The organism is Lysinibacillus sp. ACHW1.5 (assembly GCF_022014815.1).
Classification (GTDB): Bacteria; Bacillota; Bacilli; order Bacillales_A; family Planococcaceae; genus Lysinibacillus; species Lysinibacillus capsici.
This window is the reverse complement of sequence record NZ_CP091777.1, coordinates 3,948,792-3,962,404: the sequence shown is the minus strand read 5'-3', so window position 1 is coordinate 3,962,404 and position 13,613 is coordinate 3,948,792. Positions and strand designations below refer to the sequence as shown.

At 38.7% G+C, this 13,613-nt stretch carries 11 protein-coding genes; 10 read left to right on the top strand and 1 reads right to left on the bottom strand.

What is annotated here, in order from left to right; translation table 11 throughout:
• The first annotated feature begins 78 nt into the window (after window positions 1–78).
• Window positions 79–1,335 carry a phosphoribosylamine--glycine ligase gene (purD, locus tag L6W14_RS19925; RefSeq protein WP_131522004.1) on the top strand — a complete coding sequence of 419 codons (1,257 nt, stop codon included), beginning with the start codon at window positions 79–81 and terminating at the stop codon, window positions 1,333–1,335.
• 95 nt (window positions 1,336–1,430) lie between these two features.
• Here the strand turns inward: purD and L6W14_RS19920 are convergent, their stop codons facing one another.
• A complete protein-coding gene (locus L6W14_RS19920; RefSeq protein ID WP_131522003.1) occupies window positions 1,431–1,856 on the bottom strand; it encodes a YgaP-like transmembrane domain in 426 nt (141 codons plus the stop codon).
• Between the two features lie 199 nt (window positions 1,857–2,055).
• Here L6W14_RS19920 and L6W14_RS19915 point away from each other — a divergent pair, with 199 nt between their 5' ends.
• The 9 genes from L6W14_RS19915 (at window position 2,056) to gatA (ending at window position 13,612) form a co-directional block, all read left to right on the top strand.
• Window positions 2,056–3,777 carry an adenine deaminase C-terminal domain-containing protein gene (locus L6W14_RS19915; RefSeq protein ID WP_131522002.1) on the top strand — a complete coding sequence of 574 codons (1,722 nt, stop codon included), beginning with the start codon at window positions 2,056–2,058 and terminating at the stop codon, window positions 3,775–3,777.
• A 69-nt stretch (window positions 3,778–3,846) separates the two neighbouring features.
• Window positions 3,847–4,902: a DUF3048 domain-containing protein gene (locus L6W14_RS19910; RefSeq protein WP_131522001.1), complete on the top strand. Its 1,056-nt coding sequence runs from the start codon at window positions 3,847–3,849 to the stop codon at window positions 4,900–4,902.
• 15 nt (window positions 4,903–4,917) lie between these two features.
• A complete protein-coding gene (locus tag L6W14_RS19905) occupies window positions 4,918–5,238 on the top strand; it encodes a YerC/YecD family TrpR-related protein (RefSeq protein ID WP_004225717.1) in 321 nt (106 codons plus the stop codon).
• Window positions 5,239–5,349: 111 nt separating this feature from the next.
• Window positions 5,350–6,039, top strand: a complete 690-nt coding sequence (locus L6W14_RS19900; RefSeq protein ID WP_131522000.1) for a heptaprenylglyceryl phosphate synthase — start codon at window positions 5,350–5,352, stop codon at window positions 6,037–6,039.
• A gap of 32 nt (window positions 6,040–6,071) precedes the next feature.
• On the top strand, window positions 6,072–8,324 hold the full coding sequence (gene pcrA, locus L6W14_RS19895; RefSeq protein ID WP_131521999.1) for a DNA helicase PcrA: 2,253 nt from the start codon (window positions 6,072–6,074) through the stop codon (window positions 8,322–8,324).
• A 14-nt stretch (window positions 8,325–8,338) separates the two neighbouring features.
• Window positions 8,339–10,345, top strand: coding sequence for an NAD-dependent DNA ligase LigA (gene ligA, locus L6W14_RS19890; protein ID WP_131521998.1), 2,007 nt, complete (start codon window positions 8,339–8,341; stop codon window positions 10,343–10,345).
• A gap of 118 nt (window positions 10,346–10,463) precedes the next feature.
• The gene (locus L6W14_RS19885; RefSeq protein WP_131521997.1) at window positions 10,464–11,603 is read left to right on the top strand and encodes a CamS family sex pheromone protein; all 1,140 of its coding nucleotides are present in this window, start codon (window positions 10,464–10,466) and stop codon (window positions 11,601–11,603) included.
• A gap of 233 nt (window positions 11,604–11,836) precedes the next feature.
• Window positions 11,837–12,124, top strand: coding sequence for an Asp-tRNA(Asn)/Glu-tRNA(Gln) amidotransferase subunit GatC (gene gatC, locus L6W14_RS19880; protein WP_004225708.1), 288 nt, complete (start codon window positions 11,837–11,839; stop codon window positions 12,122–12,124).
• A 24-nt stretch (window positions 12,125–12,148) separates the two neighbouring features.
• Complete coding sequence (gene gatA / locus L6W14_RS19875) at window positions 12,149–13,612, top strand: Asp-tRNA(Asn)/Glu-tRNA(Gln) amidotransferase subunit GatA (protein ID WP_131521996.1); 1,464 nt, start codon at window positions 12,149–12,151, stop codon at window positions 13,610–13,612.
• Window position 13,613 lies beyond the last annotated feature (1 nt).

The window sequence follows — 13,613 nt, the reverse complement described above, 5'->3', positions numbered from 1 at the left end:
TTGAATTGTATAGAAATCAAAACAGACCGAGATGTTGGTTCATCTCGGTCTTACTTACAAAGAGGAGGATTCTCTAAAATGAATGTATTAGTAATCGGAAGCGGTGGCCGTGAGCATGCAATCGCTAAACAATTTAGCATCTCTCCATCAGTGAAAAACGTATTCGTCGCGCCAGGAAATGATGGGATGCGAGGCGAAGTAGAAGTTGTTGCTATTGATACAATGGATTTCGCAGGTCTCGCTCAATTTGCCAAGGAAAATGATATTGCATTAACATTTGTTGGCCCAGAACAGCCGCTTGCTGAAGGCATTGTCGATTTCTTTACAGCTAGAGGTTTACGTATTTTTGGTCCTACAAAAGTTGCTGCTCAAATAGAAAGCAGTAAATCCTATGCGAAAGAAATTATGAATAAATACAATATTCCTACAGCAGCACATGAAACATTTACTGAAGCAGAAAAAGCAATAGCCTATATTAAAGAACAAGGAGCGCCTATTGTCATTAAGGCTGATGGTTTAGCGGCTGGTAAGGGAGTCGTTGTGGCAATGACAGAGGAAGAAGCGATTGAAGCTGTAGTGGATATGATTGGAAACCAACGTTTTGGTGAATCCTCTTCACGTGTTGTCGTTGAGGAATTTTTAGACGGTGAAGAATTCTCCTTTATGTCTTTTGTACACAAAGGACAAATTTATCCGATGGTTATTGCACAAGATCATAAACGAGCTTATGACGGTGATAAAGGACCAAACACAGGAGGTATGGGTGCTTATTCACCAGTACCACAAATCCCACAAGAGGTAGTAGATATTGCATTTCAAACTATTGTAGAACCAACTGTTAAAGGGATGGAGGCAGATGGTGCTTCCTTTACAGGTATTTTATACGCAGGGTTAATTTTAACGAAGAAAGGTCCTCAGGTCATAGAGTTTAATGCTCGTTTTGGTGATCCTGAAACGCAAGTTGTATTGCCACGTATGGTTTCAGATTTTGGTGCATTTATGATGGCGTTAATGGATGAACAGCCTTTTGATTTACAATGGTCAGAAGAAGCAATGCTTGGTGTAGTCATTGCAGCAGAGGGTTACCCAGGAGACGTTGAAAAAGGTAAGGTATTACCGAATTTAGAGGCACTTTCGACATCACATGCAGTTTTCCATGCAGGTACAAAATTAGTAGACGGTCAATTCGTTGGTAACGGAGGACGTGTACTGTTAGTTGGTGCAAAAGCAGCTACTTTACAAGAAGCACAGGAAAAGGTTTATGAAGGTATTGCAACGGAAACATGGGATCACTTTTTCTTCCGTAAAGATATTGGCTGGCGTACATTTAAGTAATTATTATTTTCACTAAATATTTTTGAAACCTCTTGTTGTTTCAAAACGTAAGAGGTAAGAGCCGTCTCAATAATAGATTGGGACGGCTCCTTTGACTAAGAAGGATTTTGAGCTTTATTCGTTGAAGAATCGCTACTATTTGAGGAATTTTGAGTTGAAGTGCTGGTATCAGATTGTTTTGAAGCAGTAGCTTGTGAACCTGAAGAATTACCAGCTATAGCAGAGGAAAAATCCTTCATGAGCTTATCGATTTGTTCAGTAGACATAGAATTTTGCCCGCTGAACATACTTTGCATAGAGGTGTTCATGGCATTCTGCATATTGGAGCTTAAAACTGCTTTCGTTGGACAATATTTAAAAAGTCCCTCAGCCATTTTCATGGCACCTAATGCAATCATTAATCGACCTTTTGTACAATTAGGATTTCTAGAAACTTTAGCGATACCAAATGCGGTCAAACTCGTCCCCATGGCAAAACGACAAAATGCATTCTTTTCGCTTAAATTTGCTTGCTGCATCATCATACTTCCTCCTTTAGTCATTGTGGAAAAAATAAGCGAGGTGCACTTTGCTTTATGAAAGTGCTGTGTTACGATTGAAACAAGATGATTGCATAAAGCATAATTTTTATGAAAATATGCGATTATGCAGTAGTAGTATGTGATTTCAAGTTGGATTTACACAATGAAAAATTACGTAATTTAGGAAGGAGCGAATAGCATGGATCCAGTATGGAAAATAACAAAAATACGTCAACAATTAGCAGTAATTGATGGGAAAAAGGCACCAGATATCGTGCTGAAGAATGCACGTTATTTGCATAGTATGTTAAAACAATTCATAGTAGGGAACATTTGGATTTTGGGAGATCGCATTGTCTATGCTGGTGACAGAATGCCTCCTTTATTAGAAGGAACAGAAGTGGTGGATTGTACAGGAAAAACAATCGTACCTGGCTATATTGAGCCACATGTACACCCATTCCAGCTTTATCATCCACAGTCATTTGCAGATTTTTGTGGTCAGCTTGGGACAACAACTTTTATTTCGGATAATTTAAGCTTTGTTTTAAATTTAGAAAATAAGAAAGCGTTTTCAATTTTAGAGAGTTTGAAAAAGCTACCTTTTTCTTTTTATTGGTGGACTCGCTTTGACTCACAAACTGAATTGGAGCAAGAAGAAGAGGTTTTCTCTAATACTTCTATAGTAGAGTGGTTAGAGAGAAGTGATGTCTTACTTGGTGGAGAGTTGACAGGCTGGCCTAAGCTGTTGCATGGTGACGATCAAATGCTTTATCGTATGCAAATGGCTAAGGGACTGGGAAAAAAAATTGAAGGCCATTTCCCTGGAGCTTCAGAAAGAACATTGGCACGCATGAAACTGCTTGGTGCTGATGGTGATCATGAGGCAATGACAGTAGAAGAGGTAGAGCGTCGTATTATGCAGGGCTATGCTGTAACTTTACGTCATTCTTCCATACGACCAGATTTACCAAATCTACTAAAAGGAATAGTAGAAAAAGAGCTTCCAATCTTTGATCATTTAATGATGACAACAGACGGTTCAACACCTTCATTCCATGAGGATGGTGTGATGGATAAATGCATTCAAGTAGCTTTAGATGCAGGAGTATCTCCTATTGATGCTTATCAAATGGCTTCCTATAATGTAGCACGTTATTACAATATGTCTAATTTACATGGTTTTATCGCAACAGGGCGTTTTGCTTCACTCAATATTCTACAAGATGAATATCATCCTGTTCCAGAAAGTGTCTTATCAAAGGGTGTCTGGTTGAAGCGTGATGGGGATCGTGTGCATAGAATGGCGACAATTGATTATTCTGCCATCCCAGCTTTAGATTTAGATTTCTCATTAGATTCACAGGATTTCCAGTTTTCTATGCCGTTTGGGATTCAATTAGTTAATGATGTGATTACAAAGCCTTATAATTCTTTAATTACGAAAGAAGGGCAATTGGCAAATCATGATGAGTGCTATTTAATGCTCATTAACCGAAAAGGCAACTGGCATGTAAATACAATGATTAAAGGATTTGCAACAGATGTCCAAGGCTTTGCATCCTCTTATTCCAACACGGGTGACATATTGCTAATTGGAAAAAATAAAGACGATATGATTAAAGCCTTCGAAGAAATGAAGGCAATGAATGGTGGTATTGTTCTCGTTGAAAAAGGAGAAGTTATAGCGGATATCCCATTAACAATTGGTGGACTTTTATATGATGGAGATGTATTCACTTTAACGGAGAAAGAAAAGTCTTTAAAACAAGCTTTAGCAGATAGAGGCTATCAATTAGGAGATGCCATTTATACATTATTATTTTTACAATCTACTCATTTACCATATATTCGTATAACACCACAAGGAATTTTCGATGTGATGAAGAATAAGTTATTATTACCTGCTGTTATGCGCTAATTCATGAAAGTGTTTCAGTTGTTTAAACAATTACAAATATGTGTAATTGTTCAAAGGAGAGATATGCTTGTGTTCAAATCGAGAAAATTATGGATTGCTTTTGCATTTAGTGCTTTGGTGATCGGGGGATGTTCAAAGGATACGCCAAAAGTCAAAGAGAATGATGAACCAATTGTAGAGGAAGAAGCAGTAGTGGAGGAGCCTGTGCAACAACCAGCTTTTGTTGCACCACTTACTGGGGAGGCTGTACAAGAAGAAATTACACAGCGACCAATTATCGTAACCATTAATAATCATCCAGCGGCACGTCCACAATCAGGCTTAGCTGCGGCGGATATCATTTATGAAATGCTTGCAGAAGGTAATGTGACACGCTTTTTAGCAGTATACCAAAGTGAACTGCCTGAAAATATTGGGCCAGTTCGTAGTGCACGCTCTTATTTTATCGATATGGCCAAGGGATTTGATGCCTTTTATGTAGCACATGGCTATAGTCCAGAGGCGAAAACAATGCTTGATCATCGTATCGTCGACAATATCAACGGTATGGCTTATGATGGTATTCTGTTTAAACGTTCTAACGACCGCGTTGCCCCACATAATTCCTATATTACATCAGAAAACATTCTAAAGGGTGCTGAAATGGTAGGCGCTTCAATGAATTACAGTGAAAAAGTACTTCAGGCTTTTTATGAACCTGATGAACGTGGTAAAATAGGTATTGAAACAAGTCAAGTGGATATTTACTACGGAAATAATGAAGATTTCCATAACGCGTATGTGTATGAACATCAAACTAATCACTATGAACGACAATCGGCTAGCGTGGACACAAAAGATATGTTAACAGACGAAACAGTGTCATTGGCAAATGTTCTATTTTTCGAAATGGATCACCAAACAATTGATGATATTGGTCGCCAAGCAATTGATTTAACGTCTGGTGGAAATGCGTATGTATTTCAAAATGGCTATTTGAGGGAAGTCAAATGGGCTAATGTTAATGGAATACCAATGGCTGTAGAGCAAACAGGGGATCCTGTAAAGCTTGTACCAGGAAAGTCGTGGGTTCATTTCGTACCATCTTCGCCAGGGTTACAAGCAATGGTGAAAACGCAGCCTTAAAGGGAGGAAAATTGCATGCAAATCGAAAAAATTCGGGGGCATCAAACAGATCAATTATTTAAAGCAGTGTTAGAGTTGAAGGACATCGAGGAATGCTATAAGTTTTTTGATGATTTATGTACGATTAGTGAAATTCAATCGTTGGCACAACGCTTTGAGGTTGCACATTTATTACGATTAAAGAAAACCTACGAATCCATTAAAAAGGAAACAGGGGCAAGTACTGCAACTATTTCGCGCGTGCGTCGCTGCTTCGATTACGGGAATGATACATATGATGAAATGTTAGGTCGTTTGTATCCTGATGAAAAACCATTCCAAGCACCAAAAGAATAGTCAGAAAAAAGGCTGAGTAGAAGTTCTACTCGGTCTTTTTCATTTTTTTGTCGTGAATCATAAGCTATACTTGTAAACGAATAGATAGAAAATGATAGGTGGTAAACATAGATGGATTATTTAGAATGGAGACATGTGTTCAAGCTAGATCCAGCGAAGGACATTTCCGATGAAGCACTAGAAAAAATTTGCGAGTCTGGGACAGATGTTATTTTAGTTGGGGGAACAGATAATGTAACGTTGGATGGGGTATTAGATTTACTTGTTCGAGTACGTCGTTTTGAGGTGCCAATAGCCCTTGAAATTTCTACGATTGATGCGGTAACACCAGGTTACGACTATTATTTTATCCCAACGGTATTAAATAGTGATGATCCAAAGTGGATTAAAAATTTACATCACGAGGCTATTAAGGAATACGGCGATATTATGGTATGGGATGAATTAGTAGCGGAAGGATATTGTATTTTAAATCCTGATTGTAAAGTAGCCCACGTAACGGGGGCGAAAACAGATTTAACGATGGATGATGTGGTAGCTTATGCACGCATGGCAGAGAATTTCTTTAAACTGCCTGTTTTTTATTTAGAGTACAGTGGAATGTATGGGGATTTAGGGATAGTCAGTGCTGTGAAAAACGAACTGAAGCATACCAAGCTCTTTTATGGTGGTGGCATAACATCTGCAAAGCAAGCAGAGGAAATGGCACAGTTTGCAGATACGGTAGTAGTTGGAAATATTATTTACGAAGATTTAAAAGCTGCACTTGCGACTGTTAAGGCTGTTAAAAATACGTTATAATTTTAGAACAAATGTTTGTAAGGCGGTGCGAAATGGAACAGTTAACAAAAAATTTACTAGCAGGCATGAATCCTGAACAGGAAAGAGCAGTTAAAACAACTGAAGGACCATTACTCATTATGGCAGGTGCTGGGTCAGGAAAAACACGAGTTTTAACACATCGTATTGCTTACCTAGTGATTGAAAAGGAAGTATATCCTTCTAAAATTTTAGCGATTACATTTACAAATAAAGCAGCACGAGAAATGCGTGAACGTATTGATGGCATTCTTGGTAATGGTACGGGCGATAGTATGTGGGTATCTACTTTCCACTCTATGTGTGTAAGAATTTTACGTCGTAATATCGATCAACTAGGCATTTCCCGTAACTTCTCTATTTTAGATTCTACGGATCAGCTTTCAGTCATCAAAAATGTGATGAAGGAAGAAAATATTGACCCAAAACGTTTTGAGCCACGAGCAGTTTTAAATGCTATTAGTGCAGCAAAAAACGAGTGTATAGCAGCGGATGATTATGCAGGTCAAATGAACGATAAGAATCCTTATGAACAAACAGTTGCACGTGTCTATAAAGGCTATGAGAAAAGATTACGCCGCAACCAATCCCTTGATTTTGATGATTTGATTATGACGACGATTACGTTGTTTAAACGTGTACCAGAAGTGCTTGAATATTATCAAAATAAATTTCAATATATTCATGTCGATGAATATCAAGATACCAATAAATCTCAGTATTTACTTGTACAGTTACTAGCAAAGAAATTTAAAAATATTTGTGTTGTAGGTGATTCCGATCAGTCTATCTATCGTTGGCGTGGTGCAGATATTGGGAATATTCTATCCTTCGAAAAGGATTATCCAACTGCAAAGGTGATTATGCTAGAGCAAAATTATCGTTCAACTAAACGCATCCTACAGGCAGCTAATGACGTCATTCAAAATAATACAACACGTTACCCAAAAGAATTACGCACAGAAAATTCAGAAGGTGAAAAGATTGCGCTATATAAAGCTTATAACGAGCAAGAGGAAGCACAATTTGTTGTACAAACAATTCAACAGCTAATTGAAAAAGAAAATCGTTCATTTGATGACTTTGCTATTTTATATCGTACAAACGCTCAATCTCGCGTAATGGAGGAAGTACTTGTTAAGTCCAATATGGCCTATCAAATAGTAGGCGGAACAAAGTTCTATGATCGTAAAGAGATAAAGGACTTACTAGCATATTTACGACTTATTGCCAATAATGATGATGATTTATCACTAGCACGTATTATTAATGAGCCAAAGCGCAGTATAGGTGCAACTTCCTTTGAAAAAATGGCACGTTATGCAATAGATCAGGATCGTTCGATTTTTGACGCGATGAATGATCTTGTTTTCATGGGACTATCAGGGAAAGCAGCAAATTCGGCTGAGCAATTTTATGCCATGATTAAAGGCTTTACACAAATGCAGGAATATCTATCTGTCACTGAAATTGTGGAGCAAGTTATTGACAAATCGGGTTATCGAGCAATGTTACAAAACGAAAAAACAATTGAAGCAGAAAGCCGTTTAGAAAATATTGAAGAGTTTTTATCTGTCACAAAGGCTTTTGAAGAGCGCAGTGATGATAAAAGCTTAATTGCCTTTTTAACCGATTTAGCCCTTATAGCTGATATTGATGCACTCGACAAAGAGGATGCATCCAAGGGCAATATTATTTTAATGACGATGCATGCAGCTAAAGGCTTAGAGTTCCCAGTTGTCTTTATTATCGGTATGGAGGAAAACATCTTCCCACATTCCCGCTCACTTGACGATCAAGATGAAATGGAAGAGGAACGCCGCCTTATGTACGTAGGTGTGACCCGTGCTGAGGAACGTCTATATTTAACATGTGCCCAAAGCCGTACGATTTTTGGTCGTTCAAGCTTTAATAATGCCTCCCGATTTTTAGGTGAAATTTCTCAAGATATTACAGAGTCAATTTCTAAGGCAGGGACAACATCAACAGTACCATTTGCTACTAACAATCGTTCAACAGGTGGTCATCAAAAGCGTACACTTGGTGCTATTCAGCAAACACAACCTGCCACAGCACGTTTACAAGCAACGGGTGGAGATCAATTTGGATGGAAGGCTGGAGATAAGGCGATTCATAAAAAATGGGGAACAGGTATGGTTGTTAGTGTAAAAGGTGAAGGTGATAGTACAGAGCTCGATATCGCATTCCCACAACCAATTGGTATTAAACGATTACTTGCTCAATTTGCACCGATTGAAAAAGCGTAAGCGGAGGAACGTAAATGAACGAAATAGAACAGCGTATAGCGGAGTTAAATAAATTATTGCATGAATATGGTTATGCCTATTATGTTTTAGATAAACCTGTCGTAGCAGATAGTGTCTATGACCAGCTATTACAGGAACTGATTGCATTAGAAGAAGCGAACCCATCCCTTATTTACCCGGATTCTCCTACGCAGCGTGTTGGTGGAGCAGTGGTAGAGGGCTTTAAAAAAGTAACGCATGATTACCCGATGCTTAGTCTTTCAAATGCTTTTCATGAAGCGGATTTGCGAGAATTCGATCGTAAAGTGCGTCAGGCTATCGGAGATCAATTTTCTTATGTATGTGAGCTGAAAATAGATGGTTTGGCTATTTCATTAAAATATGAAAATGGCATGTTTGTACAAGGGGCTACAAGAGGAGATGGTGTGGTAGGAGAAGATATTACCGCCAATTTAAAGACCATCCGTGCGATTCCCCTTCGTTTAAAGGAACCCATTACGATTGAAGTACGTGGTGAGGCGTATATGCCGAAAAAATCCTTTGAAAACTTAAATGCCCAACGTGCTGACAATGGTGAGGAGTTGTTTGCTAATCCACGTAATGCGGCTGCTGGCTCATTACGTCAGTTAGACCCTAAAATTGCGGCCAGTCGCCAACTATCAACGTTTATCTATGCCATTGGCGGAGACGGTGAAGTATACGGTATCGACGGTCATGCTGAAATGCTTGATTATTTAGAAGGCTTAGGCTTCCCTTCCAATAAAGAACGCCAACGATGCTCTACTATTGAAGAGGTAATGGCCTTTATAGAACATTGGACAGAAAACCGTCCAAAATTGGCTTACGAGATTGACGGAATTGTTATTAAAGTTGACCGTTATGCTCAGCAAGATGAACTAGGTTATACAGCAAAGAGTCCACGCTGGGCGATTGCCTATAAATTTCCTGCAGAGGAAGTTGTTACTACGTTACTTGATATTGATTTAACAGTAGGTCGTACAGGTGTTGTTACTCCTACAGCGATTTTAACCCCCGTACAAGTAGCGGGGACGACGGTTCAGCGTGCTTCTTTACACAATGAGGATTTAATTCGAGATAAGGATATTCGTCTTGGAGATACAGTTATTATTCGAAAAGCTGGAGACATTATCCCTCAAGTTGTAGGTGTACTAATAGAACAACGTCCTGAGGATTCAGTCCCTTTTGTCATGCCAAAAAATTGCCCTGTTTGTGATAGTGAATTGATTCGTATTGAAGGCGAAGTTGCCCTGCGCTGTGTAAATCCTGCCTGCTTTGCTCAAATTGCAGAAAGCATAAAATATTTTGTTTCTCGGAACGCGATGAATATTGACGGTCTTGGGGATAAAGTAGTGGAGCAATTATTGCGTGCAGATTTAATACATGATGTTTCTGACTTGTATCATTTAACGGTGGAGCAACTTGTGGAATTGGAGCGTATGGGCGAAAAATCAGCAACTAATTTAGTAAATGCTATTCAAGAATCGAAGGAAAATTCGATGGAGCGTTTATTAATTGGACTAGGAATTCGTCATGTTGGTGAAAAAGCAGCCAAAATCGTATCAGAGGAATTTGGTTCAATGGAAGCGGTGATGGCTGCAACAGAGGAGCAGCTTGTGGCAATTTATGAAATTGGAGATAAAATGGCTTCATCGTTAGTGGAGTATTTCTCAAATGAAGATGCACGAGCAGTTATTGAGCGTCTTGCTGCTGCAGGCGTTAATATGACATACAAAGGTAAAAAAGTAGAAGTGGCGATTGGTGATAGTCCTTTTGCAGGTAAAACAATTGTCTTAACTGGTAAACTTGAGCAATTGACACGCAACGAAGCAAAAGCGAAAATAGAAGAGTTAGGTGGTACAGTCACGGGTAGTGTCAGCAAAAAAACAGATCTAGTGATCGCAGGTACGGATGCAGGCTCTAAACTAACAAAGGCTGAGCAATTGGGTATCGAAGTTTGGACTGAAGATAACTTAATTGAACAACTTAACCTCATCGAATAAGTGCATGATATCTTCCCTTTTATGAATAGGAAGCGATGTCGAGTGCACAACCGTTACATCAAGGCGTCGAGTAGTTTCGTCGACCTAAAATTGACTATTAGTAAAGGAGCACTAAATAATGAAGTCTTTTCGACTCATTCCAGCAATCGTAGCTGCTGCAATGCTAGTCGGCTGTGTGCCTTCTGACAAGAAGGAGACAGAGCTTACACAGGAAACGCAACAGAAAGAAAAAGCTGAAACAACAATTATCCCAAGCATACAAATTGATGAATCTTATTATAAGACGCTTATCCCTTATAAAGAGAGTGCAAGTAGAGGTCTAGTGGTATCTAATATTTATACGAAATATGATATGAAGGAAGTTGAATCAGGTTTAATGCGTTTATCTCAAAATGAGTTCGACACAGATAACTACTACTTCCAAGAAGGTCAATATTTAGCTGAAAGTACAGTAAGCTCTTGGCTTGCTCGTAGTTCACAAACAGAGGATGGATTAAATCCACCGACAACAGACACAATGACACCAGAGGAGCGAGCAACAAAGGCTCCAGTTTATTTATCTCATATTGTAGAGCAAAACTACTTAACAAAAACGAATGATAATAAAGTGAAACTAGGTGGGATTTCAATTGGTCTTGCCTTAAATTCTATCTATTATTATCAAAAAGAACAGTATGGCGAATATTACGAGAAACCAATTTCAGAGTCTACTCTTATTGAGCAAGGCAAAAAAATGGCTGCTGAAATCGTTTCCCGTTTACGTTCACGTGAAGAGTTAAAGGATGTACCGATTGTGGTCGGTTTGTTTAAGCAGCAAGCCCGTAATCAAATTATTCCAGGGACATACTTTAGCTATGGTGTAGCAAAAGCTGGACAGAACAGCATTGCTGATTGGGAAGGTATAGATGAAAATTACGTCTTGTTCCCAACAGATGATTCACAAGATGTATACCGAGATATCAACAATAACTTCAAGAACTTCAAACAAGATGTTGATAAATATTTTTCTAACTATACAAGTGTGATCGGTACTGGTTTCTATCGTAATAAACAAATTCAAAATCTTTCGATTGAAATTCCAATCCAATTTTTCGGTAAAGCAGAGATAATAGGATTTACGCAATATTTAACAGGGATTTTAATCAATCAATTTGATAATATTCATGTGGAAGTGAGTGTTACTTCAGTGAATGGTCCTGAGGCACTAATCATTAAAAAGGCCAATGACAAGGACCCTTACGTGCATGTCTATGATTAATATAGTCAGCCTTTGTGCTGACTATATTTTTTATGGTAATGGATTGAAATAGAGGAACACAACAGGATGATAGCGACAACACTTTGTTATAGTAGTGAAAGTTTCTATATTTTTAGTGAAAGTTGTGATTTTTAAAATGAAAAATGTTATGATTATTGGCATGGTTAACTTTATTCAACCCTATTGTTATCAATAAAAACAATGAATTGAACAAGTATTCGGAGGTGTGAAAAATGGCTAAATTAACAAAAGAAGAAGTAAAGCACGTGGCAAATTTAGCACGTCTTGCAATTACAGAAGAAGAAGCAGAGAAATTTGCTGAACAGCTTGGTAAAATTACAGACTTTGCGGAGCAGTTAAATGAACTGGATACAACAAATGTTGAACCAACAACGCACGTTTTACCATTAGTGAATGTAATGCGTGAAGATGTAGCAGTAAAAGGTTTAGACCGCGAAGTAATGATGTTAAACGTAAAAGAACAAGAAGATGGTCAAGTAAAAGTACCAGCTATCATGTAATACTAAAACATAGGAGGATTCCTCATGACGCTATTTGAACGTTCAGCTAAGGAGTTACAAGCAGAAATTAAAGCGGGTAACTTATCAATCGCTGACTTAACGAAAGAAGCATACGAGCGTATTGCAAAGCTTGATGGCGATGTACAAGCATTCCTTGCTTCAAACGAAGAAAAAGCAACTGCTCAAGCTGCTGAAATGGATAAAGTACCATTTGAAAAGCGTGGACCATTATTCGGTCTACCGATCGGTGTGAAAGACAACATCGTAACAGAAGGCTTAGAAACAACATGTGCCTCTAAAATTCTAGAAGGCTTTATGCCAATCTATGATGCAACTGTTGTCAACAAGCTACGTGAAGCTGGCATGATTACAGTTGGTAAATTAAACATGGATGAATTTGCAATGGGTTCTTCAAACGAAAACTCATACTATAAAACAACAAAAAATCCATGGAATTTAAACCACGTACCAGGAGGCTCTTCAGGTGCATCTGCAGCAGCTGTAGCAGCTGGTGAAGTACCATTCTCTCTTGGATCAGATACAGGTGGTTCAATCCGTCAACCTGCAGCTTACTGTGGTGTTGTAGGGATGAAACCTACATATGGTCGTGTATCTCGTTTTGGTCTCGTTGCATTCGCATCTTCTCTAGATCAAATTGGACCAATTACACGCAATGTTGAAGATAATGCGCTATTACTAGAAGCTATCGCTGGATTAGATCCAAATGATTCGACTTCCGCGAATGTTGAGGTGCCAAATTACGCTGCAGCTCTTACTGGTGATGTTAAGGGCTTACGTATCGCTGTGCCAAAAGAATTCCTTGGTGAAGGCGTTGGTGAAGCAGCTCGTCAATCAGTGCTTGCGGCATTAGAGGTATTAAAAGGCTTAGGCGCTACTGTAGAAGAGGTATCACTTCCTCACTCGAAATATGCACTAGCTGCGTACTATATCCTTTCTTCATCTGAAGCGTCTTCTAACTTATCTCGTTTCGATGGTATCCGCTATGGTTTCCGTGCAGAAAACGTAACAAATTTAATGGACCTTTATAAAGAAACGCGTGCACAAGGCTTTGGTGATGAAGTAAAACGACGTATCATGCTAGGTACTTACTCACTAAGTGCAGGTACGTATGATGCGTACTACAAAAAGGCACAACAAGCACGTACACTGATCAAAGCAGACTACGATAAAGTATTTGAAGACTTTGATGTTATCATTGGTCCAACAGCTCCAACACCAGCATTCAAGATTGGTGAAAATGTTGATGATCCAATGACAATGTATGCAAACGATATTTTAACAATCCCGATGAACTTAGCAGGTGTACCAGCGATTTCAATTCCTTGTGGCTTTGAAAACGATCTACCATTAGGTTTACAAATAATTGGTAAATATTTCGATGAAGCGACTATTTACCGTGTGGCTCATGCTTTTGAACAAGCAACTGAGTTCCATAAAGAAGTTCCTCAAATGTGGGAGGGAAAATAAC

Coding starts and splice junctions, on each gene's coding strand:
- purD (WP_131522004.1), top strand. CDS start 79: ATGAATGTATTAGTAATCGGAAGCGGTGGCCGTGAGCATGCAATCGCT.
- L6W14_RS19920 (WP_131522003.1), bottom strand. CDS start 1,856: ATGATGCAGCAAGCAAATTTAAGCGAAAAGAATGCATTTTGTCGTTTT.
- L6W14_RS19915 (WP_131522002.1), top strand. CDS start 2,056: ATGGATCCAGTATGGAAAATAACAAAAATACGTCAACAATTAGCAGTA.
- L6W14_RS19905 (WP_004225717.1), top strand. CDS start 4,918: ATGCAAATCGAAAAAATTCGGGGGCATCAAACAGATCAATTATTTAAA.
- L6W14_RS19900 (WP_131522000.1), top strand. CDS start 5,350: ATGGATTATTTAGAATGGAGACATGTGTTCAAGCTAGATCCAGCGAAG.
- pcrA (WP_131521999.1), top strand. CDS start 6,072: ATGGAACAGTTAACAAAAAATTTACTAGCAGGCATGAATCCTGAACAG.
- ligA (WP_131521998.1), top strand. CDS start 8,339: ATGAACGAAATAGAACAGCGTATAGCGGAGTTAAATAAATTATTGCAT.
- L6W14_RS19885 (WP_131521997.1), top strand. CDS start 10,464: ATGAAGTCTTTTCGACTCATTCCAGCAATCGTAGCTGCTGCAATGCTA.
- gatC (WP_004225708.1), top strand. CDS start 11,837: ATGGCTAAATTAACAAAAGAAGAAGTAAAGCACGTGGCAAATTTAGCA.
- gatA (WP_131521996.1), top strand. CDS start 12,149: ATGACGCTATTTGAACGTTCAGCTAAGGAGTTACAAGCAGAAATTAAA.